The 26,661-nt window shown below is 66.7% G+C and carries 19 protein-coding genes and 2 pseudogenes; 14 read left to right on the top strand and 7 right to left on the bottom strand.

Annotation, left to right across the window (positions count from 1 at the left end; genetic code table 11):
• The first annotated feature begins 358 nt into the window (after nt 1-358).
• Nucleotides 359-1,300, top strand: a complete 942-nt coding sequence (locus AC07EQ_RS27695; RefSeq protein WP_478390792.1) for a patatin-like phospholipase family protein — start codon at nt 359-361, stop codon at nt 1,298-1,300.
• A gap of 363 nt (nt 1,301-1,663) precedes the next feature.
• On the opposite strand, the gene AC07EQ_RS27690 is transcribed toward AC07EQ_RS27695, so the two are convergent.
• On the bottom strand, nt 1,664-3,043 hold the full coding sequence (locus tag AC07EQ_RS27690) for a wax ester/triacylglycerol synthase family O-acyltransferase (protein WP_478390791.1): 1,380 nt from the start codon (nt 3,041-3,043) through the stop codon (nt 1,664-1,666).
• Nucleotides 3,044-4,022: 979 nt separating this feature from the next.
• On the bottom strand, nt 4,023-5,276 hold the full coding sequence (locus AC07EQ_RS27685; RefSeq protein ID WP_478390790.1) for a patatin-like phospholipase family protein: 1,254 nt from the start codon (nt 5,274-5,276) through the stop codon (nt 4,023-4,025).
• 374 nt (nt 5,277-5,650) lie between these two features.
• On the opposite strand from AC07EQ_RS27685, the gene AC07EQ_RS27680 reads away from it, so the two are divergent.
• The gene (locus AC07EQ_RS27680; protein ID WP_478390789.1) at nt 5,651-6,313 is read left to right on the top strand and encodes a hypothetical protein; all 663 of its coding nucleotides are present in this window, start codon (nt 5,651-5,653) and stop codon (nt 6,311-6,313) included.
• 72 nt (nt 6,314-6,385) lie between these two features.
• Here the strand turns inward: AC07EQ_RS27680 and AC07EQ_RS27675 are convergent, their stop codons facing one another.
• The gene (locus tag AC07EQ_RS27675; RefSeq protein WP_478390788.1) at nt 6,386-6,595 is read right to left on the bottom strand and encodes a hypothetical protein; all 210 of its coding nucleotides are present in this window, start codon (nt 6,593-6,595) and stop codon (nt 6,386-6,388) included.
• 753 nt (nt 6,596-7,348) lie between these two features.
• Nucleotides 7,349-8,650, bottom strand: a complete 1,302-nt coding sequence (locus tag AC07EQ_RS27670) for an RsbRD N-terminal domain-containing protein (protein WP_478390787.1) — start codon at nt 8,648-8,650, stop codon at nt 7,349-7,351.
• A 104-nt stretch (nt 8,651-8,754) separates the two neighbouring features.
• On the opposite strand from AC07EQ_RS27670, the gene AC07EQ_RS27665 reads away from it, so the two are divergent.
• From AC07EQ_RS27665 to AC07EQ_RS27650, 4 genes and pseudogenes are all read left to right on the top strand, one after another.
• Entirely contained in the window at nt 8,755-9,603 is an 849-nt protein-coding gene (locus AC07EQ_RS27665) for an SDR family NAD(P)-dependent oxidoreductase (protein WP_478390786.1), read from the top strand.
• A gap of 247 nt (nt 9,604-9,850) precedes the next feature.
• Entirely contained in the window at nt 9,851-10,465 is a 615-nt protein-coding gene (locus AC07EQ_RS27660) for a hypothetical protein (protein WP_478390785.1), read from the top strand.
• A gap of 68 nt (nt 10,466-10,533) precedes the next feature.
• Nucleotides 10,534-10,662 (top strand): annotated as a pseudogene (locus tag AC07EQ_RS27655) (hypothetical protein); the annotation flags it as partial.
• A 118-nt stretch (nt 10,663-10,780) separates the two neighbouring features.
• Nucleotides 10,781-12,310 carry a DUF1254 domain-containing protein gene (locus tag AC07EQ_RS27650; RefSeq protein WP_478390784.1) on the top strand — a complete coding sequence of 510 codons (1,530 nt, stop codon included), beginning with the start codon at nt 10,781-10,783 and terminating at the stop codon, nt 12,308-12,310.
• Between the two features lie 796 nt (nt 12,311-13,106).
• On the opposite strand, the gene AC07EQ_RS27645 is transcribed toward AC07EQ_RS27650, so the two are convergent.
• Both AC07EQ_RS27645 and AC07EQ_RS27640 read right to left on the bottom strand, forming a co-directional pair.
• Entirely contained in the window at nt 13,107-13,541 is a 435-nt protein-coding gene (locus tag AC07EQ_RS27645) for a hypothetical protein (protein ID WP_478390783.1), read from the bottom strand.
• A 247-nt stretch (nt 13,542-13,788) separates the two neighbouring features.
• Nucleotides 13,789-14,933, bottom strand: a pseudogene (locus AC07EQ_RS27640) (IS3 family transposase).
• Nucleotides 14,934-15,058: 125 nt separating this feature from the next.
• On the opposite strand from AC07EQ_RS27640, the gene AC07EQ_RS27635 reads away from it, so the two are divergent.
• The 6 genes from AC07EQ_RS27635 (at nt 15,059) to AC07EQ_RS27610 (ending at nt 23,700) form a co-directional block, all read left to right on the top strand.
• On the top strand, nt 15,059-15,316 hold the full coding sequence (locus tag AC07EQ_RS27635; protein WP_478390797.1) for a 2Fe-2S iron-sulfur cluster-binding protein: 258 nt from the start codon (nt 15,059-15,061) through the stop codon (nt 15,314-15,316).
• A gap of 341 nt (nt 15,317-15,657) precedes the next feature.
• Nucleotides 15,658-16,248: a PadR family transcriptional regulator gene (locus AC07EQ_RS27630; protein ID WP_478390782.1), complete on the top strand. Its 591-nt coding sequence runs from the start codon at nt 15,658-15,660 to the stop codon at nt 16,246-16,248.
• A 116-nt stretch (nt 16,249-16,364) separates the two neighbouring features.
• Entirely contained in the window at nt 16,365-17,720 is a 1,356-nt protein-coding gene (locus tag AC07EQ_RS27625; RefSeq protein WP_478390781.1) for an MFS transporter, read from the top strand.
• 93 nt (nt 17,721-17,813) lie between these two features.
• A complete protein-coding gene (locus AC07EQ_RS27620; RefSeq protein ID WP_478390780.1) occupies nt 17,814-19,568 on the top strand; it encodes a sulfatase in 1,755 nt (584 codons plus the stop codon).
• The gene (locus AC07EQ_RS27615) at nt 19,565-21,259 is read left to right on the top strand and encodes a sulfatase family protein (RefSeq protein WP_478390779.1); all 1,695 of its coding nucleotides are present in this window, start codon (nt 19,565-19,567) and stop codon (nt 21,257-21,259) included. Before AC07EQ_RS27620 ends, AC07EQ_RS27615 begins: the two co-directional genes overlap by 4 nt.
• Nucleotides 21,256-23,700 carry a glycoside hydrolase family 3 protein gene (locus tag AC07EQ_RS27610; protein WP_478390778.1) on the top strand — a complete coding sequence of 815 codons (2,445 nt, stop codon included), beginning with the start codon at nt 21,256-21,258 and terminating at the stop codon, nt 23,698-23,700. Before AC07EQ_RS27615 ends, AC07EQ_RS27610 begins: the two co-directional genes overlap by 4 nt.
• A 21-nt stretch (nt 23,701-23,721) precedes the next feature.
• Here the strand turns inward: AC07EQ_RS27610 and AC07EQ_RS27605 are convergent, their stop codons facing one another.
• A complete protein-coding gene (locus AC07EQ_RS27605) occupies nt 23,722-24,351 on the bottom strand; it encodes a sulfatase/phosphatase domain-containing protein (RefSeq protein WP_478390777.1) in 630 nt (209 codons plus the stop codon).
• A 12-nt stretch (nt 24,352-24,363) separates the two neighbouring features.
• Between AC07EQ_RS27605 and AC07EQ_RS27600 the strand changes: the two genes are divergently transcribed.
• Both AC07EQ_RS27600 and AC07EQ_RS27595 read left to right on the top strand, forming a co-directional pair.
• The gene (locus tag AC07EQ_RS27600; protein WP_478390776.1) at nt 24,364-25,254 is read left to right on the top strand and encodes a formylglycine-generating enzyme family protein; all 891 of its coding nucleotides are present in this window, start codon (nt 24,364-24,366) and stop codon (nt 25,252-25,254) included.
• Nucleotides 25,255-25,411: 157 nt separating this feature from the next.
• The gene (locus AC07EQ_RS27595; RefSeq protein WP_478390775.1) at nt 25,412-25,855 is read left to right on the top strand and encodes a LacI family DNA-binding transcriptional regulator; all 444 of its coding nucleotides are present in this window, start codon (nt 25,412-25,414) and stop codon (nt 25,853-25,855) included.
• Nucleotides 25,856-26,661: the final 806 nt, after the last annotated feature.

Below are 26,661 nucleotides of genomic sequence, written 5' to 3'. Positions count from 1 at the left end.
CAACGCTTTCGACCTCGCCTTCGACGGACGCCTGTCCGCCGCACGCAACTAAGCCAGATCATCAAACCCAGTTACACCCAAAACTGGACAGCCCCAACGGCAAGCCCGGAGAAGCCGGCGAGGATAACGTGGATTCCTTCCGGTGCCGCCGGGAGTGTGGTCACATCCTGGTCAGCGCGGGTGGTCGCCAGGTCTGCTCGATGATGTCCTTGCTGGGCAGGTAGGTGCGCATCATCAGAGCCGTTCAGGTGGTTCGTGGGCGGCTGGTGGGCAGGAGTCGTTGTCCAGTCGCAACATCGTGGGGCGCCAGCTGCGCGAAGGTAGGCCAGAAAGGACTGTAATGGCGCGGGCGGATCTTGTGCTCGAGGGTGGTGGGGTCAAGGGAATCGGGACGGTCGGAGCTGTCCTGCGGCTGCTGGAGCGCGGCTTCGCGTTTCCTCGGGTTGCTGGGACTTCGGTCGGAGCTCTGGTCGGCGCGCTGGCGGCGGCGGGTGCCGACGCCAGGCAGATCCACGGCGCCATGGGGCGGCTGGAACTGCGCAGGGTGCCTGATCGGACGCTGCCACGCCTGCCGTTGATCAGCGAGGGGCTTGCACTGCTCACCCGCAATGGAGCGTACGAGGGCGACTACGTCCGGGATTGGCTGGACCGTGAGCTGCGTGCACTCGGGGTGACGACGTTCGGTGATCTCCGTCGTGACCCCGATGGCGACGACCCCCACCTTCGTGGCGATCAGCACTACAAGCTCGTTGTCCTGGCCACCGACGTCACTCACGGTCGGCTCCTGCGTCTGCCGTGGGACTACCACCTTTTCCACCGTGAGCCCGATGACCAGTCCGTCGCCGATGCCGTGCGGATGTCGATGTCCATTCCGCTGTACTTCGAGCCCCGACGACTCACCGACCCGGTCACCGGCGCGGCCTCAGTGATCGTGGACGGCGCGGTGCTGTCGAACTTCGCCGTCGAGATCTTCGACCGCGTCGACAGGCAGCAGCCGCGCTGGCCCACCATCGGGGTCCGCATCCTGCCCAATCTGCCCGCCGAGATCGGACAGGTCTTCCCGGCGCTCGGGCTACCGCTACCGCCGCCGTTCGAGCTGCTCAAGAAAGTGGTCGTCACCGCGTTCGCCGGAAACGACCAGACCCACCTCGACCGTCCCGAGGTCCGCAACCGCACTATCGCCATCGACACGGCAGAGGTGGGCATCACCGAATTCGACGCGGACCCCGACATGGTGCAGACCTTGGTCCGCCACGGGCGGGAAGCCGTCGACACTTTCCTGGCCAACCGGCACGAATAAGCCGGGTCCCGCACCGGTTCTCAGGTGGCGACCCACCACGTCGCTCGCCGGGTATCGGTCACTCGGCACAGGCGGATCTGCAGGCCGAGTGTGCGAGCGGCCCACGGCACGACCCCGTCGAGGTCGACGCGGTCCGCTGGTTCATCGTCACTCGGCGTCGCCGGCATACACGCGTACTCGCGCCACTTGCCATCCCGGGTCACATATCCCATCACCCAGCGAGGCGGACTCGACTCAAGCTGCACCACGATGTTGCTGTGCGGTGGCCTTCGCATCGTTGAACCTTCACTCCACAGCGCCGCAAGGGGTGCCACCCCAAAGTGGTTCTGAAATGTTTCACGGAGGTACTTTGCGGCGCGGCCTTCAGCTGTCGGTGTCGTCGAGTTCTGCGACTGCGTGCGGCAGGGCGTAGCTGAGCTTCTCCAGATCCCCGACAGCGCGCCGGTTGGCCTGCACGCCGACGTGGACGACGTCCTGGTACGAAGTCACAGCGATGGACAGTGCGTGGCCGGCGGCGAGGGGCGAGAGGGGATAGAGCTCGCGCAGCGAAGCGCCGCACAGCGACACAGGGATGTCGGGCAGTGGCACGTTGCTGATCATGGTGTCGAACAACAGACCTGCGGCGTGACTGGCAAGCGGGGTCGCTATCCGGTGTGCGAGGGGCGGCACCCGGCCGGCGAGCACGGGGAGGGCACCGGGCCCCCGCAGTGGCCCAACCCGCTTGTTGTGGTCCATCGCGGCCCGGATCTTTCTCAACCGTGCCACCGGGTTCGGCTCACCCACCGGCAGTTCGCACAAACAGCCCGACAGCTGGTTGTTCTCGCCGCCCGACTTCCCGCGCGGCCGACGGTCGACTGGAATCAGCGCCCGCACGGTGTACCCGTCGAGGGGATGCCCGCGGGCGGCCAGCCACTGACGCAAAGCTCCCGTCACGATCGTGATGGCGACATCATTGGTCGTGCCACCGTGGCGGTTGCGGATCCTGCGCACCTCCCGCAGGTCGAGAGGGATCAACGCGACGCGACGCGCGGCGGATGCAGGGACGTGGAACGGCGATCCGGGTGTTGCCAGCCGCACGTTGAGCAGCACGGAGGAAGCGATCCCTAAGGCGTCGACGGTCTTCCGCACAGCTCCGGGAACCTCAACGGCGGTGGAGAGCGCGCTGGCGAGCAGCTCGTGCGGTCGTGAGAGCACTCCCGCCGCTCGCCAGACGGCGTCAAGCATAGATCCGGTATCTGCTGGCTCGGCTGACCGGGGTGCATGGTTAGGGGTGTAGCCGTCCAGCAGTCCGAGCCCGGTTTCGACCGCTGCACAGCCGTCGGCCAGGGCGTGGTGCAGTTTCGCCAGAACCGCGAATCGACCACCGTCCAGACCACTGATCAGATTCAGCTCCCACAGCGGCCGGTTCAGATCCAGCGGTACGGCGTTGAGCTCGGCGACGAGCATGGCGAGCTCTTCACGGCCGCCAGGTGAGGGCAGCTGGTTGACATGGACATGGTCCTGGACGCGGAATCCGGGCGTCTCTTCCCACTGCGCGTGCCCAAGAGGAAACCAGTTGCGGTGGACCCGCAGGCGCAACTGCCGAATCTTCTGTGCACGCTCTGCGAGTACTTCAGCCACTCGTTCCGGCTGTACGGGGCGCCGCGGCGCGAACACTGCGACCGCGCCGAGATGCATCGGAGCAATGTCCTGCTCCAAACTCAAAAACGCCTGGTCGACCGCACTGACCTTACCCGTTGTCATCGTCGGTCCTCACTACCGGTGTCCGGTTCTGTATCCGCACATCGTTGGTCCGCTGAGCGGAACCTGGTTCGTAGCAGCACAAAGCATTCCGTGTAGTGAACAGTTCTCGCGAAATCAAATGCCCAGGACTCGGCACACGTGCGCAGCGATCTGATCCGCCAGCGTGCCCGGTGGTGGTTCCCATCCCGAATCCGCTCTCCTGGCGCAGCAAGACGCCACCCACCGCAACTCTCCCCCGGATCCTTGTGCCGATTCGGACGCACGGTCACGGCCGAGATCGACCACATCAGCGTTCATGGACACGGCGCTCCTCTCCAAGGGCACCACTCCGGCGACGCCGCCGCATCCTTCGCGAACCACCACGCTTCGTCTCCTGTCACACCGTGTGCTGACGCCGGCCGCTAGGGCTGCAACCCGTGGTCGTTCTCCCACGGATCAACGACAGCAGGAACACCGCCGGAATAGGCAGGGGAGACTCGCTCACGACGACACCACCTTCCGGATCCGGAATCTCCTGATTCTCCTGGCCAAAGCAGGATGGTGCTGAGCAGACTCGAGGGTGCCACCTGATCCGGGACGACGATCGCGTCTGCGAGAACCATCCAGGTAGGCGGGGATATGCTCCCAGCGGAGCAGCGCGATCACGACGCCCAACGCGACCGCCACGCGGTGCACTTCCGATGCATGTCCACAGTTGACTGTTCGTCACCTAATGCGCCCGGTAAAGTTCGTTTCGGCTCGGTGCAATGGCTCACATGCCCCGAAAGTGGAGCGTGTCGCACTGCGGCGCACCACAACGGTTGCTTGATGTGACCTGCTATGCAGGTTCGGTCTTTCGCACCGGGACGGGTGTTCCGAGTTCCCGGGGCGGGAGCATGTTCACACCGCCGTTGGCGGCAGGCCACGCGTTGGTCGTCGCCGTGACCGAATACGGCTTGATTCCCGAGCGGTTGCCGAGTGCGATCTGACCGTGCGTCGGTTACCGGCTCCGGTCGGCTGAGGACTTCGCAGTGAGGGCGGGAAGTGGTCCAATCTGCCATGGCTGGTCTGCGTCGGTCGTGGTGTCGAGCCAGCGATGTGCGTCGCGCTGACCCATGGCGATCAGCTCCTCGAGGAACTCGGGGTCAAACAGCAGATAGCTGAGGAACTCGCCATGGCTGGGGCTGTCACCACCGAGCAGTTGCTGAAGCAACCGTCGGCCGAGCGCGTGCAGGCTCAGACCGCGTACTCGCTTGTGAAAGATCTTCAGCGCGAGTTCGCCCATCGCACCGCGGTGGTCTGGTGCGACGAAGACGTAGGGAACCTGGCGGTACGGGGGTTTGCCCCGTGCCTGGCGATAACGCGCGGCGGCCATCGCGAAGGCCGGATCGGAGTAGAAGAGGTTGACGTTGCCGAGCAGAACGATGTCCTCGGCCAACGGGTCAACGAGTGCGCCCTCAAGCAAGTGCAGGGCGCCGTCGACGAGATCCGGCGGTTTTCCTTCGTATCGGCCCGGCTCGTGCGAGGTGGTGGCTACCGCCTCGGTACCGATGACCACGACCCGGTCGGCGCCGAGGTCCAACGCCGGCTTGATCGGGGTGTTCAGCCGCGTCCCGCCATCGACGTACCAACCGCGAGCCTCCTCCGGCGTGTCGAGTCTGACCGGCGGGAACAGCACCGGCAGCGCCGCGGACGCCCGCAGGTGCGCGTGGTCGATCTGCGCAGGGAGGTAGTCGATGATGTGCGAGCGGTGCAGCGAGCGCCCCGGCACACCCTCGACGAATCCGACCGTACGACCGCCACGAACGGCCGTGGCAACCACGGCCACCGCGGTCACACCTCCGTCCGTCACGTTGCGGTGCATGTCCGCCAGGTTGATCCACTTGTTCATGTTGCGCTCGAACGGTTCCGGGTCCAGCAGGCTGGAGAAGCGGACCCCGGGCGCGGACAGCACCTCGCCGAGATACCGCACAGCCACCAGCGGCACCTGGCGGTACAGCGGGCGCATGACCCCCGTCCGGCCGACCGTCCGCCAACTTTCCAGCAAGCCGGCGGCGACCTCCTCGCCGCTGCGATCGTGGACGGAGGCGAGATAAGCCGCATTCAGCGCGCCCACACTCGTACCGACGAACATTCGCGGGCGCTGGCCCAGCCGCTCCAGCGCAGGCACGAGCACCGACAGCGCACCCGCCTCATAGGCACCACGCGCCCCGCCCCCAGCCAGAACAAACGCGATCCGTTCGACCTCCACCACGGAGATTCTCCATCCGGTCCCACCACCCAGCAGCACCAGCGACGACTGGTCGACAGCCGTGGTTGATGGTGTGACCGCTGCAGGTGCCGTCATTGCACTTTGTTCAACACGCCGAAAGTGAGGACGGAGCTTGTGCAGGTTACTTACAGCCTCGGACCCGCTGCTCGCGTTCGTTCACGGACGAGAATCAGCGAAGGCCGGCGGCGGCTGCGGGACGGCGTCAGCCGCAAATTCGGGCTCTGGCGCCGTCTTCGCGATTCGAGTATTGCCGCGCAGGGCGCGCTCGCGGACGTTCGTGATGAACAGCCATCCCACTCCCGGAGTGATCTCAACTGTGGCGAGCGGATGAGCGGAGATGGGAAGGACAATGAGGTGTGCGCTTCGAGGAACTGGACTGGCGGGAGACGCCGATGGGCGTGATCAGCTTGCGCCGCCGGCCGGACCCGTTGCTCGAAGTGGACGTTTACGAGGTCAAGCTCGGCGACGAGTTCCTGATGTCGAGCCTGTTCACGATCGGTGAGGCCGAACTCGCTCGGCGGTCTCTGGCCGAGCTGCCGGGTACCGGTCTCGATGCGGTGGTTGGCGGGCTCGGGCTCGGCTACACCGCCCGAGCCGTGTTGGACGATCCGCGCGTACGCTCTCTGGGCATCGTCGAGGCTTTGCCCGAGGTGATCGAATGGCATCAGCGCGGGCTGCTGCCACTGTCGCACTTGCTGGTCGGCGATTCGCGAAACCGGTTCGTGCACGGCGATTTCTTCGTCGATCTCGGCGGACTGCAAGATCTCCCAGACGGTCGAGGCGGCTCGATGCCCTTGTCCCGATCACGCATCGGCAGCAGGCGCAGCACGGCGAACGCGTTCATCACACCCGGATACCGGCTGCGCCTCGAAGGCAAGGAACTCGTCTTCTCCGGGCTCCACACTGAGGTTGAGCTCATCCGTGGCGTTCCTTTCGCATGGATAATTCGCCCGCGTCATAGACGGCTTCTCAACTCCGCTCGGTCTCGAGATGGCCAACACCAACTAGCGTGCGGCTAGCCACGGTCCGCCAAGTCCCGGACGATCTTCTGCAGGTGCTCGCGGGCGCTTTCCGTGGTGGAGTTCGAACTGTCAGAGGGTGTACCGGTAGTACGTGTCGGCTTGTCGTTCGCTGGTCAGACCGGTGGCGAGGATCCGCATCGAGCCCTCGCTGTGGTAGTCCCAGTCACCCACACCTTGCTTCTTCGCCGGGATGACGAACTCCGCGGTGAAGGTTCCCTTGTCGTCGGCCTCGACGTCCTTGAGGACCTTCCCCGTCGACGAGTACTTGCCCCAGGTCACGCGGACGCGCTCGCCGGGGTGGAAGCCCTTCCCCGGTCACGGTCGCCGTGCTTCCCCCGGGGCCCGGTGTCGGGCGTCACCGTGAGGATGAGAGCGCTCGGCGCATCCGAGAGATCACCGACCCCCTGCGGCGTGGCAGGTGGGGCCGGGGTGGTGGTTCCGGGCGGGTTCGGGTCCGCGGTTGCTGGTGGGGCCGATGGCTGTGAACTCCACGTGCCAGAGTCGCTGGTCACCACGGAGACCACAATGCCGAGAGTGGCGAGCACCGCGCTTACCACGGCGATCCTGTTGCCTTGGCCGAGGTCGCGCCACCATGCACCGAGCCGCTGCAGCCAGTCCAACGGTTCTCCTCCTGTCTCGCAGGCACTGACGCCAGTGTCGCGCCTGTGCGAGTGATCAAGAGTGGCGGGGCGGGGCGTGCCACAGGTCGGGTCTTCGTCGATGCAGTGGACTGGCGGGCCCGCGTTCGAAAACACCCCGCTAGAGGCCCGCGTGGCGCTGCAGATGGTCTGTGTGGTGCCCTGCTGGTGACCGCGGTCTGCGATGGCACCGCCGGAGAGCGCGAAGGACAGGAACGGAGTCGCCACGCCAGGCATGGCAACCTGGCGTGGCAGCCTGGCGTGGCGAGCCCAGGAAGTCACCGATGAGTCGGCGGGCGGCGCCGCGTATGCCGATGACTCGCAACGGCAGGAGTCCCAGATCACATTCTCTCGGCGCTCCGCAGCAGTATTCGCAGCGTGAATTGTGTTCGCGTCACAGATCGGGCGGCCGGGGTCGGGCCAGGCCGGGCAGTGTGGGCAGTATGGCCAGGGCCACCCGGAGATCGAGGGTGTCGATGTCGACGCTGCGACCGAGGAGCGCCTCAGCCTGGTGGACCCGATAGCTGACCGTGTTCGGATGGACCGAGAGGCGATCGGCGGTACGGCTGCGGCTGCGGTTCTCTTCCAGATAGGCCGACAGCGTCGTCTGGATTCGGCGGGTGGTCTTGTCGTTGTCGGCCAACGCCCCCAGCACAGTAGTGATGAATGACAGCGCGAGTTCGGGATCAGCGGTACCGAGCGCGGCGACGGCCACGTTGCGATAGTGCGTGAGCGTGTCTGCGTGTGGCCCGGTCAATGACGCAACCCGCCGCGCGTGGTTGGCCTCGATGTGGGTGCGGCGGAAGCCGTCGAGTCCCTGGCCCGGCTCGCCGACCGACACTCGGACGCCGGGCGGAAGATCCAGCGGCCGGTCGGCACGTTGTGCGGCCTTGATGTCGTCCGCGGTGAAGTCGCGGCCCCAACTGAGCCATCCCGCGACTGCGAGCGAGCCCAATGGGTGGATCAGGGTGGTTTCGGCTGTGATCGTTTGGGCGAGCGCCGTCAGGGCTGCGCTCAGCGGTGGCTGCGCGTCACCGTCTTCGGGCGCCGATTCGGCCCAGGCGATGACTCCGAGATGGTGGCGGTTCACGTTGTAGCGCAACCGTGTCGACGCGCGTTGGTGGTCTCGCTCGCGTCCGGCGAGAATCGCCTCGATCGCCGCCGCCCGGGCGGCGGCGGCGCCACGTAACCACGCCTCACGTTCAGTCTCGTACGCCTGCTCGGCCCGCTGCATCGCCCCATCGGTGTAGGCGAACAGCCAGCCTGTGGCAAGCTCGATCGCCGTCGCTTGCTCAGCCGTGCTGTGAGAGCACGCGGTGATGCGAGCGAACATCCACTTCCACACGTGCTCGTGCCCCAGCCGATAGAACCGGATCAGCTTCGCGGGCGGAATCTGCCGCTGCACCCCTGACCGGGCTATGGCCAGGGTCGACGGCGGAAGCTCCACCCGCCGCGGGTCCTTAGCGAGTTCGATGATCTGAGCCAGCTGCCGAAGACTCGCCTCGGTGCTGACCAGATTCTCCTCGACCGTCTGCGCGTCCGGGAACAGCTCCGGGCACTCGGCCTGCATCCGTGCGACAGCCTGCTGTGCAAGATCATCGGCGGAGGCAGTCATCTCGACCGCAACCGGTCGTAGCACTTCCCGCCAGACCCGCTGCCCGGCTGGTTCGCGGGCCGGTGGCCATTCGACCTCCATGACGGCAGAATCTACGCCCGGTTGTCTCCCCTAGACAACGAGCAGCGAACATCTTAGTGCTCGCGCACGAGCACACCGCTCCAGCGCCGCCCTAGTGTCCGGACATGCTCCCATCCCCATCTCGAATCAATACCTCAGATCTCACGGGCCGCGTCGTAGCCATCACCGGCGCCGGCAGCGGTATTGGCCGCGAGCTCGCTCTCTTGTGTGCCCGCCGGGGCGCGAACCTCGCACTATGTGACATCAACGAGGCGGGCCTGGCCGACACCGCCGACGCCATTCGGCGCGCCGGGCGTGACATCGTCACCACGCGGGTGGACGTGTCGGATTCGGACCACATGAACGAGTTCGCCGGAGCCGCCCGCACTCGATTCGGCGGTGTGGATCTCCTGGTCAACAACGCTGGAGTCGGACTCGTCGGAGGCTTCCTCGACACCAGCCTCACCGACTGGCACTGGCTGGTCTCGATCAACCTGATGGGCGTTGTCCACGGCTGCAACGCATTCCTCCCCGCCATGGTCGAGCGCGGCCGTGGCGGCCACGTCGTCAACCTCTCCTCCGCCGCAGGTCTACTTGCCAACCCCGAACTCTCGGCCTACAGCGCCACCAAGTTCGCTGTTCTCGGCCTTTCCGAAGCGCTACGCACAGAGCTGCGGCCCCACGGCATCGGCGTCACCGCGGTCTGCCCGGGCATCATCAACACCGCCATCGCCAAGACCAGCCCCATCCGAGGAAAGGGCGACGCTGACGAGCGACGTCAGAACCTCGCCGCGACGTACAAGAAGCGCGGCTACACCCCCGAGCGCGTCGCCCGCAACATCCTCCGTGCGATCGACCACAACCGCGCCGTAGCACCCATCGCGACCGAGGCACACCTCATGTACGCGGTCTCGCGTGCCGTCCCTCCTCTGGCTCGTTGGCTCGCCGGAAAACTGGCTGAAGCAGCCAAATAGATCCCCAACTCCGGCGGTGATGACCGGAGAACTGTGTTGGCGACACAAAGGGTGCCCGCAACGTTGTCGCGGGAGGCCGAGAGAACGTGAGCCCCGTCTCCTACCTTCGAAATCAGCGATCGACCGGCACGGCGGCACCCGCCAGACCGTCACCGACAGTGCGGCAACACATCCGTCAGCCCTCGGGCTCACCGGCATCGCTTCACGACCAGCCTCAGCAACGGAAGGGATCACATCAATGCTCAATATGGACATCACCAAGACGAACATCGCTGTCGATCGCGCTCTCGCGGCGACCGAGAACCCCAGGCATCGTTACCTGCTGGAAGCCTACAACCGGCATCGCTACCTCGAGATGGCCGGACGCTTCGAGGAGATCTTCGAGCCGGATATGACCGTCGCCAGCCCCGTCTATCGATTCGACTTCTTGGGACAGAAGCTGCGGCTCGAAGGAGCCGATCAGGTGCAGGCCGTGTATCGGGCGTGGACCGAGACCGACCAATGCGTCTTCTACGCAGAAGACGAAGAGGTCGCCGTCAGTGACCACATGGTCGTCTCGCGGGCCACCATCTACCAGCAGACCGTCGGCGCCGAACTCGCTCAGGGATTTCCCGGCATCGACCCCGATGCAATGTACTTGGTACGCACCGCCAGCATGATGCTGTGGCCCTACGACGACCGCTGCAGACTGATCGGCGAGGACGTGTGGGAGTACGAAACATCCGCGCGAGAATTCATCAAACTTGCCCCTGAAGATGTACTCACCGCAGCGCGTGCCGGTGAACTACTCGCACCGCTGATCAAATCCCTTCAGCCATTTGACGATTCGATGCTTCCCGCGGCACTGCCACATCGTGCGTGAATTCAGGGGGACTCTGGCACTAGCGCAACTCGCGCCGCGACTGTTGCGGGGCACCGTGCGAGCGCCCGCTGGCCGTCGTCGCGCTGCGCGAGGGCGCGGGCGTCGGCCCGGACGACCTACGCGAGCATCTCGCCGGCACATTCGCACGGTGGCAAGTCCCCGAACGGTTCGAGTTCGTTGCGGCGGTCCCGCGCACCGCCACGGGCAAGTTCAGGAAGGCCGAGCTACGAGAACGCTTCTCGTTTCGGTGCCCCACCGAGTCCCCCCGTCCGGAGGGTGTTGACACAGTCCGAACTCACCACACAGAAGGACACGATGATGACCGATTCCTCATCGATCCACGCGATCGGGCACCGGGACGACCCGGCACCTCATCGGAAGCGGACGAGCTTCACCACTTCCATCGGAGGCAGGGGTTACCGGCGCAGCATCGCATCCGCGGTCTGCGCGATTGCCCTGGTGATCTGCGCGGCGGCGTGCGCACCCTCACCCGCGAATACGACGAACTCCGGTTCGCGCGGCGGTGCCGCGGCACCGCCGCCCATCTCCGCGGACAACGCCCGGGAAATAGCGGCCGACGCCTACACCTACGCCTATCCGCTTGTTCTCGCCGAGCTCACGCGGCGCGCGTCCATGGAGAAGGCGCCGATGAATCAGTTCGAGCATATGCGAGCTTTCCCCGACGCGAATTTCACCAGGGTGGTCCGGCCCAACGCCGACACGCTGTACTCGAGCCTCTGGTTCGACGTATCGAAAGAGCCGCTCGCCATTCGTGTTCCAGCCTCGGGCGAGCGCTATCACCTGTTGGCGATGCTGGACATGTGGACCGACGTCTTCGCTTCACCGGGCAGCCGCACCACCGGCAATCAGGAGCAAACGATCGTACTCGCGGCGAAGGGATGGAATGGTGAGCTCCCGGCAGGCGCCCTGCTGATCCACAGCCCGACCCCGACCGGCTGGATCATCGGCCGTACCCAGACCAACGGCACGCCCGACTACCCCGAGGTGTACAAGTTCCAGGACGAACTCACCGCGTTGCCGCTCAGCCAGTTCGGCACGCAGTACACCGCACCGAAGACCGCCGTCGATCCCGCGTGGGATGTGAAGACGGCCCCGGTGGAGCAGATCGCAAAGATGAGCCCGCAGGAGTTCTTCGGTCTGTTCGCCGAACTGATGAAGGTGAACCCACCACACGACAACGACTCCCCGATGGTGCAGCGCATGGCGCGCATCGGTATCGAGGCAGGCCAGTCATTCTCGCTCGCGTCGGCCTCACCCGAGGCGCGACAGGCGCTCGAGGCAGCTCCCGCGGCAACGCTCGGGGCGATCAAGTCGAGCGTGTCCAAGAGCGGTGCTCTGCAGAACGGGTGGCGCACCTGGATGACCGGCATCGGCACCTACGGAACAGACTATCGGGCACGGGCACGCATCGCGTTCACGGGCTTGGGCGCCAACACGATCGAGGACGCGATCTATCCGACCGCGTTCACCGACGGGAACGGGAAACCGTTCACCAGCGACGGCCACTACCTGATGCACTTCGCCAAGGACCAAATCCCCCCGGTCCGCGGGTTCTGGTCGCTGACCATGTACAACGACGGCCAGTTCTTCGCCGCCAACCCGATCAACCGGTACGCCATCGGCGACCGCGACAAGCTCCGCTTCAACGCTGACGGCTCGCTCGACCTGTACATCCAGCGCGACTCGCCGGGCGCGGACAAGGAATCGAACTGGCTGCCGGCACCGGCGACCGGTTCCTTCTCGATGAACCTGCGCATGTACTGGCCCAAGCCCCAAGTATTGTCGGGTGACTGGGCTCCGCCGCCGGTCACGAAGCTCGAATGAGCGCTCGCGATCTTCACTTTCGGCGCGGAGCTCCGGATCCGCCGAGACGGAGCGTCCGGATCGCGTTGGCCAGCGCGACCCGGATTCTCCACCGTTGCCGGTTCAGCCACGCAGCGCCGAACCCTTCAGTCAAGTCACCTACTCGCGCAACCGAGTACATCTCCGCCGGGGCCATGCCGTCTCTCGACAGTGCATGTGGTCGGCCTGCGTGCCGCACGGCTCGCCGGCAATGTTAACGACCACTCGCCGGCGGGCCCTCGCACCACCATCCCACCGGTCAACCCGGCCGCGCCGCCCTCGATCACCACAACGCCGTAGTCCACCGCTGCATCGAACTCACCGCAACCGCGCCCGCACCGTCGACCGGGCAGGCCGGCAGCTCGATCTCGTCTCTCCGGAACAACCGTCTCGTGGCAGGCAGGACGCTTCGCACGACTCCATGGCGGTGATTTCGCTGCTCAGTTCCGCCGCGGCGCACGAAACACCGTGCCACTCCTCATGATGGTGTGGAAGCGAATGGGTCTTACAGCTCCATGCCGCCGACATTAGGTAGCGGATGGCGGCAAAGTGTCCGAGTGCGCTCGAATGCAATCCCAGCCGAGTAAGTTGCACCCTCCACGACATCGTAGGAGGTGAAGTGACCTTCGACTCGGACGACTACGAACGTGTCCATGCCACGGACGAGCAGGGGCGGTCAGGTCGTACCTCAGGCAATCCCAGAGACGTGTGCGAAGACGCTCGCCCTGAGCAGGCGCCTCGCGCTGATGGACGGCATTATGAGCGCAGCTGGCTGTGGCTACGCCTCGTTGTCGATGGTGGCGCGAACGTTGGTGCACAATGCCGCGAGCTCGTCCGACGTCGTGGCGAGTGGCTCAGCGGCGGTGGCGATGATCTGCAACCGGGCACGCGTATGCCGCGACGACAGCTCACTGACTCCCGCCAGCGCGTCGTAGCCGACTCTGATGCCCGCGTTGATCTCGCCAACGCGCAAGTAGTTCGCCGCCAGGTCGGGCAGGTGGAACGCTCGTGTGCGTCGGTAGGTCAGGTCGTCGCTGTTTACGACCTTGTTCAGCTCCTCGATCGCAGTCGGAGCGAAGGACGGCTGCGACCGGGCGAGCAGCGCGAGGGCATGTGCACGGTGCGAGTCGATCTCGGCCTGGGACACGTGACGAGCCCAGGGCGGCACGGCGTCCGGGTCGATTCGCGCGAATGCGTCGGCTCCCTGGTTCAAGGAGTCCTGGCATTTCCGTGCGTCGCCGAGGATGCCGTGGCACCATGCCCTGCTGGCATGGAGGTCCGCTTGCGCGCTTGCGCTTACGTCGTGGTGGCGCAACAAACCGTTACGCGGAAAGGCTCATTCGCTTACGTTCGCCTTCCTGGTCCCCACCTGACTCCCCCCGGGCGCCTTTTCCACATCGCTCACCACGACGGCATTTGGGGCTGCCCAGACTTTTGTTGACACTCGGGGTCGAGTGGTTTCAGGCCGCGTGTGCGGCGGTGTAGATGGCCTCAAACTCGACCGGGGTGAGTTTGCCGAGGCGGCGTTGACGCCGTCGGCGGTGGTATTTCGTCTCGATCCAGGACACGATCGTCAGCCGTAGCTCCTCTCTGGTTTTCCAGCGTCTCGTGTCGAGAATGTTCTTCTACAGCAAGGAAAAGAACGATTCCATGGCTGCGTTGTCGCCACAGGCGCCGACCCGGCCCATCGACCCGGACAACTCGTGCTGCCGTAGCAGGCGCCGGAAATTCTTCGATCGAAATTGACTGCCCCTGTCGGAGTGGGCCACCGCCCCGGAGGGGTTGCGCAGCTGGATGGCGTTGCGTAGCGCCGTCACGGCCAGCGAGGACTTCATGCGTGGGCCGATCGAGTAACCGACGATCCGGTTGGAGAACACGTCCTTGATCGCGCAGAGATGCAGCTTGCCCTCGCCGGTGGGGTGCTCGGTGATGTCGGTGAGCCAGGTGACGTTTGGCGCTGGAGCGGTGAACGCGCGTGCCACGCGGTCGTCGTGCACCGGCGGACCGGACTTGTGGTGTCGTCCTTTCTTCTTGGCGCGTAAGGAAAAGATCTTTTGCATCGAACAGATCCGCCACACCTGGTTCTCCGAGGCGGCCAAGCCACGCTGGGCGAGTTCGTCGGCGACGAACCGATACCCCTCGGTGGGGTCATCAGCATGGATCTCCAACGCGATGTTGATCAGATGCGCGTCATCCCAGTCCCGCTGCGAGACCGGGCCACGCAGCCACTGGTAGTAGGCCTGCCGGGAGATTCCCAGCACCCTGCACGTCACCGCCACCGGCACCCTGATCGGGGCGTCGGTGGCGGCCAGGTCACGGACGAGCGGGAAGACTATTTTCCCCGCAGAGCACCTTGCGAGAGATACGCGGCGGTCTTGCGCAGGACCTCGTTCTCCTGCTCCAGCAATCGGTTGCGTTTACGTAGTTCCCGCAGCTCAGCGGAGTCCTCGCGGGTCACGCCGGCGCGGGTGCCGTCCTCGACCTCGGCGGCACGCATCCAGTTGGCCAAGCAGCCCACCGAGATACCGAAGTCGGCGGCTACCTCCCGCCTGTGCGGCCCAGGTAGTGGCCTTGGAATTTCCCGGGCACTCGCGTCACGGGGCACAGGCGAGGATGACCTATCAGTTCGCTTGATCACTGGCCGCGGGGTGACTCGACCTGCCGAAGTGGCTGCCGACCGCGGGCTCCGCAACGAAGATCTGCTGCTGACCCGAAGGGCTCCTCACTGCGATAGAACGCCAGTACTCGGACACCCTCCCGGGCAGTTGGCACCGAGCGGTTCCTACCCGAGGAGAATCACAAGCCCACCGCACACAGCCGTTCCAGCTCAAGCTCAGGCGCTCGGGCCAGATGGTGGAAGTCGCGCCGGATGAGTCCATGTTGGACGCGATCACCCACGCCGGGGTGAACGTGCTGTCCTCGTGCCGGAAGGGCGTCTGCGGGACCTGCGAGACCACGATCCTCGCGGGCCGAGCCGGATCACCGTGACTCGCTGCTCGATGACGACGAGCGCGCTGCAGCGGACCACATGTTCGTCTGCGCGCCGAGTTCGCTGTCCGACCGACTCGTCCTGGACCTGTGACCAGTCCCTTTGCCGAAAGGCCCGCCATGACCACTGCCACGCTGCCCTCCAACCGAATGGTGCGGCTGGATGGCGGGGAGTTCCTGATGGGAACCGAGCCGATCGGACTCGGCCTGGTCGCAGCCGGGGCCGTCCCGCGGGAAGGGGCACAGCGTCCGTGCTCGGTAGGAGTTGACAGCTCCATGCCACAGGCATATAACACTCTTCATCTATACGACGACTCACATACCGAGTCCGCGAGGGTGGCATGAAGTTCGAGCACGTGATCCTGGGCCTGCTGTCCTGGCGGCCGTTCAGCGGCTATGAGCTGGGCAAGTACCTGGAGCGAGAGGGACGTTTCATCCGCTCCAAGGTGCACTTGAGCCAGATCTACCGGCTGCTGTCCCGCATGGTCGATTCGGGGTGGGTCTGTTACGAGGTCCAGGCGAACGACGGGCGTCCCGACTCGAAGATCTACCGGCTAACCGAGGTCGGGGAGCAGGTACTGCGGGAGTGGGTAGCGAGTCCCTACGAGCCGCCCAGCAAGTTCACCGATTCCGAATTCCTCGTGCGGTTCCACTACGGGGGCCCGCTCGACCGCGCGGCCCTGCTCCGCCTGGTGCGCACCGAGCTCGAGACCCGCAAGGCGGAAGTCTCGCTGTACCGCGACCGGGACCGATCCGTCGGTCCGATGCAGCCGATCGACGGCGTGGACGAGGCGCTCGCCCAGCGGTTGGGCGATCTCATCCACGACCAGGGCGTCGTGGGCATGGACCTGTGGATCGACTGGCTGGAACGCGTGCTCGCCGAGCTCGAGTCCGAGGCGACCGCCACGCAGCCCGATAGCGGCCACCGGTGAACGCGATCGTCCGCGCGCTCAGACCCAACGACCGGCCTCCTGCCATCGTCCACATTCGACTATCAGCGAGCTGAATTCCAGGAAGATTCTCCTGCAGCGTGGCCGAGGAGGCAACGATGCCCCAGCCCGGTACCCCCACCGACGACACCCGCCCATCCAGAAGACCCAACGTCGACTCCACCACACCGGTCCGCCACCGCTGGCGCGGCCTCGCGCTGCTGACCGGCACGTTGGTGGTGGACAATGATGAGAACAAGCTCGTCACCACACTCTTCCCCGTTCTGCGCAGCGCGCTGGCCATCCCGACGTCCGCACTCGGTGTACTCGTCGCGGCCGGGCAGCTGATCGGCATGGCCACCAGTCCGATGTGGATGTGGCTTGCACGTCGGTACAACCGCAAGCTTGTCCTGGTGATCTGCAGCGGCCTCTGGGGAACCTGGGGAATCGCGGCGGGTTTCTCGCAGAACTTCACCCAGCTGCTCGTCCTCTACGCCATCACGGCGGCCGGGTTCCAAGGCGCCCAACCGATCGTCAACGACCTGCTCGGAGATCTCTTCGACGACAAGACGCGCGGCCGTGCCACCGGCTATCTCTACGGCTCCCTGCAACTGTCCAATGTGGTCATGGGTCCGCTGATCGGAATGCTGTCGCTGATCGAGGACGGTTGGCGCTACGGTTTCTTCGTTTCCGGCGCACTCAACATCGTGATGGGCGCGCTGACGCTGGCCTTCTTGAAGGACCCGGGAATCGGCGCCTCCGAACCGCAGCTGGCCAGCCTGGACCAGGCACAGCGGGACGCCCGTTTGAAACTCACCTGGGCACGGGTCAAGGACCTGATGCGGATCCGCACCTTTCAGCTGATGGTCGTCCAGCGCCTGCTGTCCTCACACCTGCTGATCCTCACCTTCGGCGTCGTCTTCCTCGTCGACGTCTACCACTACAGCAATGCGGTGGCCGCTCTCGTGCTCATGCCCATGGGCATCGGGTACTTCCTCGGCACGTGGATCGGCGGCGAAGTCACCGACCGGGTCTCCCGCCGCAACCCCCGGTCCGGGCGCGTTCTGCTGCTGCAACTCGCACAGCTCGCCTTCGCAGTGGTTGCCTTGACCTTGCAGATCAACTGGGGAAACATCGTCGTCTTCGCGGTGATCTACGCTGCTCTGGGCTTCCTGCAAGGAGTGAACCCCGGGATCAACCGGCCGATCGTCATGTCGACGACCCCTCCCGAACTGCGCGGTGCCGCATTCGTCGTGCTGCTCTCGATCGCCCAGGCGATCGCATGGGCGATCTACTCGGCGGGCGCCGGATACCTGGCCGAAGCGATCGGCATGAAGGCGACGTTCTTCTGGTTGCTCGGCATCGTGATGATCGTCAACGCCGCCTTCATCACGCTCCTCTACCGCCCCTACGCCTGCGACCACCAGTCGGTTCAGACCGAACTCGCCCACCGCGCGAGCACGCAAACCAGTTAGGAGCACTTCGATGCAACACCGCGGGCCCGGGCACCTCCGGGCGACCACACCAGCCGGCGTCCCGGGCGTCAGCGCCGCCGAGGGGGCGTCGCGGTGAAGGCGATCATCCTCATGTTCGACAGCCTCAACCGGCACATGCTCGAGCAGTACGCCGACACCTTCGTCGACGCCCCGAACTTCGCCCGGCTCGCCGCGCGCAGCACGAGGTTCGACAACTTCTACGCCGGTTCGATGCCGTGCATGCCGGCTCGGCGCGAGTTGCACACCGGCAGGTACAACTTCCTGCACCGCAGCTGGGGGCCGCTGGAGCCCTTCGACGACTCGATGCCCCAGATGCTGCGCGACGCCGGTGTGCACACCCATCTGGCCTCGGACCACCCGCATTACTGGGAAGACGGCGGGGCGACATACCACACCCGCTACACCACCTGGGAGTTCTTCCGCGGACAGGAAGGCGACCCGTGGAAGGGCCACGTCGCTGATCCCTCCGAAACCGACGGGCAGATCGCGCGGATGCAACGGCAGGACCGGATCAACCGGACGCACATGCCCACCGAAGCCGAACACTCCCAAACCTGCACCGTGGACGCCGGTGTCGAGTTCATCGACACCAACGCCGCCGCCGACAACTGGTTGCTGCAGCTCGAGCTGTTCGACCCGCACGAACCCTTCTTCACCCACCAGCACTACAAGGACCGATATCCGCACGACTACGACGGACCGGAGTTCGACTGGCCCGCCTACCGCAAGGTCACGGAAGCCCCGCAGCAGGTCGACCACGCCCGTCGCGAGTACGCGGCCCTGGTGTCGATGTGCGATCGCTCCCTGGGCCGGGTGCTCGACGCGATGGACGAGCACGACCTGTGGGACGACACACTGCTGATCGTCAACACCGACCACGGTTTCCTGCTCGGTGAGCACGGGTGGTGGGCGAAATCGGTGCAGCCCTGGTTCAACGAGCTGGTCCACCTGCCGATGTTCATGTGGGACCCGCGCACCGGAGACCGCGGCGGCAGCCGTGCGGATCTCGCCCAGACCATCGACATCGCCCCGACCGTGCTCCGGTGGTTCGGGCTCGAACCCACCGAAGACATGCAGGGTCACGACCTCGCGACCCAGAACGGCCACGACAGCGCGCTTTTCGGAATCCACGGCGGGCACGTCAACGTCACCGACGGACGTTACGTGTACATGCGTGCTGCAGCGGACCGGTCCAACAGCCCGCTCGATGAGTACACCCTCATGCCCACGCACATGCGGGCCCGGTTCTCGGTGGCGGAGCTGGCCGACTGGCAACCGTGCGACCCGTTGCCCTTCACCAAGGGCATCCGGACCGTGCGGATACCGGCCGCGCCGACGTGGATGAACCCGTGGCAGCACGGCACCCTGCTGTTCGATCTGCGGGACGATCCCGTCCAGGAGCACCCGTTGCGGGACGACGCACTGGAGTTGCGCATGATGCGGCTCCTCGCGCGGCGGATGCACGACTCGCACGCTCCCCGCAGCCAGTTCGAACGTCTCGGGCTCCCCTTCGACAGCGAGCCGAGTGAGCAGCACCTGCTCGTCGCAGCACAGGCCGAACAGGCCGCCGCCGTCGCTGAACCGCTCGCGGGCCTGGACGTCCTGAAGACCTCCGACCTGCTGCGGATGCCGGTGGTCGAGCTGCTCGCGATCGACGGAGCGCGGCGCGTTTTCGAGGAGCTGGCTCCGGGGCTGACCGGGACGGAGCTCGTCGCCGTCCCGCCGGGAGCCACGCTGCTCGATCTGGCGGCCTCGGCGGTTGTCACGGCCGCCGATCTGAAGGAGCTCTCACAGCGCCTCGAAGAGCTGATCGGGGTGCGCGAATGACCACGAAGCGCCCGAACATCCTCTGGATCACCACGCACGACATCAACCCGCACATCGGCGCCTACTCCGGGGTCTACCCAGGTGCGGAATACGCAGTGACACCCCATCTCGACCGCCTCGCTTCCGAAGGGGTCCGGTTCGACAACGCCTTCGCCGCCGCACCGATCTGCGCACCCTCCCGATCAGCGATCATGACCGGCTGCCATCCCACCGCGATCGGCACCATGCACATGCGGACCAAGGCGGTGCCCCCGCCCGGCGTGCGGCTGTTCAGCGAGTACTTCCGGGAAGCCGGCTACTTCGTCACCAACAACTCGTTCACCGACTTCCAGGTACCGGTGCCGGTGAGCGCGTTCGACGACTGCAGCGACACCGCGCACTGGCGTAACCGCCCGAGCGCGGACACGCCGTTCTTCGCGGCCTTCCACGGCCTGATCACCCACGAATCCCAGATCTACCTCGACGACGACGCGTTCGCCGAACGGACCCGGCACGTCCGGGACGAGGACCGGCATGATCCGGCGAAGGCCCCGCTGCCGCCGTACTACCCGGACACCGAGGTGTTCCGGAAGGCATGGGCGCGCTACAACGACCTGATCACCGAGATGGATCACTGGGTGGGCACCCTCCTCGCTCAGCTCGAGGAAGACGGACTCGCGGAGAACACGATCGTCGTGTTCTGGAGCGACCACGGTCTCGGCATGCCGCGCGGCAAGCGATGGGCCAACGACTCGGGCCTGCACGAACCGTTGATCATCCGCTGGCCCGGGCACCTGGAACCGGGAACCAGCACGGACACGCTCGTTCACCTGATGGACCTCGCGCCGAGCATGCTCGCGGCGTGCGGTATCGACGTGCCGGACCACATGCACGCGGTCCCGTTCCTCGACGCTCGCGGCGAGCTGAGGGAGAACACCAACGACTACGTCTTCGCCGGACGCGACCGGATGGGCGAGCTCGAAGACATGACGCGCTCGGTCCGCGACCGCCGCTACCGCTACATCCGCCACTACCACCCCGATCGCTCGCCCATGCAGCACTGCGACTACCCGGACCAGCTGTGGACCTGGCGGGAGATGCGGCGCATGGGCTCGGTCGAGGCGGGGCAACGCGCCTGGGGGCTGCCGCGTTCGGCGCTCACGCCGTTGCAGCGCCGCCTCATCGCCCCGACCAAGCCCGTCGAAGAGCTCTACGACCTGATCGCGGACCCGTACGAGGAGCACAACCTCGCCGACGACCCGCAAGCCGCGGGCACCCTGCATCGCTTTCGGGAAGCGCTGCAGGACTGGCAGTCCCGCTACGGCGACCTCGGTTTCCTCGCGGAGGACGAACTGCTCGAGAGGTGGCGCCCGGGCGGTGTCTGGCAGAAAACACCACCGCCGCTCGTCGAACGGGACCCCACCGGCGGGATCGCGGTGAGCTCTGCCGAGGACGCCGTCGTGGTCTGGACCGACGACCCGCCCTCGAACCAGCCGGAGAGTGACGGAGCCGGCGTGCCCGCGATGGGATCCCCGGGCGATGCGATCGGTGCACCGCCCGCGGACGGCCGCTACTGGCGTCTGCTCACCCCGGTACAACCACCGCCGCAGAACCGCCGCACCTGGGTGCGCGCGGTCCGGCTCGGCCACCTGGCCAGCGACGACGTCGAAGTTCCAGCACATCTCGCGAGCCCAACCGAGGATCAGGAATGACTTCATCGACCACAGAGGCCGAACGCATCGGCGCGCTCGTTGACCAGCTCACCCTCGAGGAGAAGGTGCGGCTGCTCACCGGCCGGGACTTCTGGACGACCTGGCCCATCGAACGGATCGGGCTTCGCCGCGTCCTGATGTCCGATGGGCCCTCCGGCGTCCGCGGCGAGGTCTGGGACGAACGCGACCCGTCGCTCAACCTGCCTTCCGCGACTGCGCTGGCGGCTTCGTGGGACCGCGCCGTCGCCTACCGCTACGGTGCGGCAGCCGCGGTCGAAGCGCGACGCAAGGGTGTCGACGTGGTGCTCGGGCCGACCATCAACCTGCACCGCTCCCCCTTGGGAGGTCGGCACTTCGAAGCGTTCAGCGAGGATCCGGTGCTCACCGCCGACCTCGCGGCCTCCTACGTCACGGGCGTGCAGGACAAGGGCGTGGCCGCGACGCCGAAGCACTACATCGCCAACGACTACGAGACCGACCGTTTCACCGCGTCGACCGAGGTCTCCGACCGGGCTCTGCGCGAGGTCTACCTGCTGGCGTTCGAGAAGGCCGTCACCGAGTCGCGTGCCTGGGCCGTCATGTCCTCCTACAACGCGATCAACGGCACCACCGCCTCGGAAAATGAGCTGCTCGAGACACCGCTCAACTCGGAATGGGGGTTCGACGGCGTCGTGGTCTCCGACTGGACCGGCGTGCGCTCGGTCGCCGCTGCGAGGGCATCCCAGGACCTCGCCATGCCGGGGCCGGACGGCGCGTGGGGCCCGGCTCTGCTCACCGCCGTCGAGGCCGGAGACGTGCCGGTATCGGCGATCGACCGCAAGGTGCACCGCATCCTGACGCTGGCGGCGCGCGTCGGTGCGCTCGAGGACTTCGAGCCCGCCCAAGCAGATCACGGCCACGGCGAAGACGGAGTCGCCTTCGCCCGGGAGGCTGCAGCGGAGGGAATGGTGCTGGTCCGCAACGACAACGTGCTTCCGGCCGAGTCGGCGACGGTTTCGCGGATCGCCGTGCTGGGGCACAATGCCGCCCAGGCCAGGAGTCAAGGCGGCGGCAGTGCCACCGTCGTGCCCGAACACGTGGTTTCGCCGCTCGACGGCATCCGGGCGGCGTTCCCCGAAGCGCAGGTCGACTACGCGATCGGTGCCGTCGTGCAGCAAGGCATCACCGAGTTCCCGCCGGCCACGATCACCAATCCCGCCACCGGCGAGCCGGGCGCGCGTGTCGCGTTCCTGCGCGACGGGCGGGAGCTGTTCGTCGAGGACCGGCGGGCGACCGCGCTGTTCTGGTTCGGCGGGGATGCCCCGACTCGCGAAGCCGACAACCTCGAGATCACCACGATCTACACCCCTGAAGACACCGGGACCGTCCGGATCGGCATCGGCGCCGCGGGACGTTCGCGGATGTGGATCGACGGAGAACTCGTCCTCGACGAGACCGCCGCGGTCTCCGGCGATCAGCTCGGTGCTGCGTTCCTCGGCCCTCCCACGCTGTCCGCGCCCGTCACGGCGACCGCCGGGCGACCGATGGACATCCGGATCTCCTACGACATCGCCCAGGACTCGGGCCTCGACGGGGTGCTCACCTACCAGTTCGGCACCGAACCCACCGAGTCCGATCCGCAGGAGCTCATCGACGAGGCCGTCGCCACCGCGACCGGCGCGGACCTGGCCGTCGTCGTGGTGGGAACGAACGCCAAGGTCGAGTCGGAGGGATACGACCGCACCTCGCTCGCGCTTCCCGGCCACCAGGACGAACTCGTGCGCGCGGTGGCCGCTGCGAACCCGAACACGGTGGTGGTCGTCAACGCCGGAGCACCGGTCGAACTCCCGTGGCGGGATGACGTGGCCGCGGTGCTGCTGACCTGGTTCGGCGGCCAGGAATTCGGCAGCGCGCTCGGCGACGTCCTCACCGGCGCGCGCGAGCCCGGAGGCCGCCTGCCCACCACCTGGCCGGCCGCCCAGCGCGACGTGCCCGTGCTGGACGTGACACCCGTCAACGGCAAGGTTCACTATGCCGAGGGCGTCCACATCGGGTACCGCGCCTGGTTGCGGGAGGGGACTTCAGCGGCCTACCCGTTCGGATTCGGCCTGGGCTACACGACGTGGGAGATCCGCGACGTGATGGCTGAACCGGACGGTGACGGTGGCGGTGCCGTCACCGCCACCGTCACCAACACCGGTTCCCGCCCGGGCAAGCACGTGGTGCAGGTCTACGCCTCCCGCACCGACACGACGATCGACCGGCCCGTGCGCTGGCTCGTCGGATTCCAAGTGGTTCACCTCGACGCGAGCGAGACCACCGAGGTCACCATCGCCGTCCCAGCACGCGCTTTCGCGCACTGGGACGGCGGGTGGGCCTACGAACCAGGCACATTCACGTTGCACGTCGGCGCGTCCGTCCTCGACATCGCCGGCTCGGCCGAGCTGACGACAGGGCCCTGAGGACCTGGACCCCCAGGGGTCTCAGCGCGTTCCGCGTTGGAGGTTCAGGCCGCGGTCGAGAACCGGGCGCAGTGGCGGTTCAGGTTCGCCGACGAGCTCACCCTCGGAGATCCAGGCGAGGTCGCTGCCGTAGAGCTGGTCGCGCAGCGCCTCGACGAGACGATCACGCGTTGCCGCGTGCGACGGGTCGGCCGACAGGTCGTGCAGTTCCTGCGGGTCGGCCTCGGTGTCGAACAGCTGCACCCGATTGCCGGCCGGGTAGTAGATGAGCTTGGATCTCCCGTCGGTGACCATGCGAGAGGCTTCCGCACCTTCGCCGAACTCGCAGTAGAGCGGTTCCGCGCGTCGCGGGCCGAGCATCGAGCGGCCCTCCACGGATTCCGGAATGGCGACGCCGGCGAGATCGAGCAGGGTCGGCATGATGTCCTGCTGCCCAACGACGCGGTCGTCGACCGCACCGGCCGCGATCCTGTCGTCGTGAGCCGGCCCGGTGACGATCATCGGAATGTTCGCGGATCGCTCGTAGAAGACCCGCTTGGCCCAGAGGTCGTGGTCTCCGAGCATGTCGCCGTGGTCCGAGGTGAACACGATGGCGGTGTTGTCCTGCAGGCCCTCCTCCCGGAGCGTGCCGATGACGAGCCGTTTTTCCAAAATTGGAGGTACATGGTGTCCGGTTGCTGCCCGCCCGCGCGAGCAGGCGCCGCCGGGTCTCGTCCGACGAGGCCCGGGCGCGGGCACGACCCAGCGCCCCTCGTCACGCTCCCCGGCGGCACCTTCCGCATGGGCACCGACGATCCGGACGGGTTCCCCCAAGACCGCGAGGGACCGGTGCGCCCGGTCACCGTCGCGCCGTTCGCAATCGACGCGCACGCCGTGTCCAACGCCCGCTTCGCAAGTTTCGTCGACGCCACCGGCTACCACACCGACGCCGAACGCTTCGGCTGGAGCTACGTGTTCGCGAAGTTCCTGCCGGGCCCGCTGCGGCGCGACTCGCCACGGCCGCAGGGCACACCGTGGTGGTGCGGTGTGCAGGGCGCGTACTGGCGCTGCCCGGAAGGGCCGGGGAGCGATATCGAGAGCCGCTGGGACCACCCCGTCGTGCACGTCTCGTGGCACGACGCCGCCGCCTACTGCACCTGGGCCGAGCGCCGTCTACCCACCGAGGCCGAATGGGAGTACGCGGCGCGCGGCGGGCTCGACCAGGCCCGCTACCCATGGGGTGACGAGCTGACCCCGGACGGCGAACACCGGTGCAACATCTGGCAGGGCCGCTTCCCCACGCACAACAGCGAGGACGACGGCTACGCCGGCACCGCGCCCGTCGACGCCTTCCCGCCCAACGAGTTCGGGCTGCACAACGTCTCCGGCAACGTGTGGGAGTGGTGCGCCGACTGGTTCGACCCAGGTGAGCACAATCGATCCATGCGCGGCGGCTCCTACCTCTGCCACGACTCCTACTGCGACCGCTATCGCGTCGCCGCCCGAACCGCCAACACCCCGGACAGCTCCAGCGGCAACACCGGATTCCGTACCGTCGTCAGCGTGGAACGGTGACAGCACAGCCCCGGGCAACCGCATACCAGGCTCCCCGCCGTCACGACATGCTTCCGCCATTCCCTCCGGGAACCACGTCCTGGCAAACGGTGGCCAGGAGCCACCCGGCACGGCAATCTGTTGCCACCGCGGGATTCCGCTGCTGAGGCTCCGGCCGGTGAGCGACAAGGCCCGGGCCCCCACCATCTACGACGTTGCCGCGGCCGCCGGAGTGGCCCCGTCAACCGTCTTGCGAACGTTCGCGCGGCCGGGACGAGTCAGCGCCGCCACCGCCGCGCACATCCAGAAGGTCGCGAGCGAACTGGGCTACCGCACGAACCCGCTTGCCCGTGCGTTGCAGACCGGCAGGACCGCCACGATCGCGCTGCTGGTGTCCGACGTGAGCAACCCCGTGTACTTCGGCGTGATCCGAGGCGTCGAAGCGGCCGTGGCCGCCGCCGGATACACGATGCTGCTGGCCGACACCCAGGAGTCCGAAGAGTTGGAGCGAACCAGCCTGGACCGGGTCCTTCCCACCGCCGAAGGCACCGTGCTGACCGGCTCGCGCATGGCGGACCGGGCTATCCGGAACGTGGCGAACCAAGGGCCTTGGTCGTGCTGAACCGGGTCGTCTCCGACGTGCGCTGTGTCGTCCCCGGCACCAAGCTGGGCGTCGGACGCGCGTTCGAACACCTGCGGGACCTCGGGCACGACGCGGTCACGTACGTCGCTGGGCCGGCCGCGTCCTGGGCGGACGGCATGCGGTGGCGCTCGATCCAGGACCTCGCGCCCGGGCGCGGGCCGTGGTGCGGCGGGCTCCGGCAGCGTGCTGGTGGCCACGCACGATGCTGGCATCCACCGACACCTCACGAACCAGCTCATCGATCGCCTCGGCGATCAACTGCACCCGGGCCGCCAGGTCGGTCAGCACGCCGGTACGCGACCACCGCCAGAACGCGGTGAGGTGTGCTCCTACAGTGGCTCCACTCCGCTGGGTTCTCGAGCAGCCGTTCGGAGTGCGCTGCTTACCGTTCCCCTGGCGGCTCGGGAGGTGGCGCGGAGCAACGCCCTCCGGGTTAGCGGAAAGGTAGGTAGCGAGCCGGTCTTGTTGTCAAGGCGAGACGGCGTGACAACAAGAAACGCGGCGCAAAGCTCGGATGCGGGGGACGGCAGTGTCAGGCCTGGATGCCGCGGCTGCGCGATCGGGTGCGCAACTGCGCTGCTTGTGTACGCGCTCACGGCCGTCCTCGCCGTGTATCTCTCCACGCGATGACCCGGCGCCGCGGGCGCGATGTCCGCGGCGCCTCTGACGGCCAGGAGAGGAACAGCTCGCGTTGCAGGAGGACGTGTCAGATCGACAGCGTTCGTGCCGGCTGGAAGTCGGCGTCAGCCCGCGTGGCGGGATCGGCCGGGGCCAGTGCCCTGGCC

This window comes from Saccharopolyspora sp. NPDC045839, from assembly GCF_056431645.1.
Note: the sequence above shows the minus strand (reverse complement) of the source record. Positions and strands in the feature narration are given on the sequence as shown.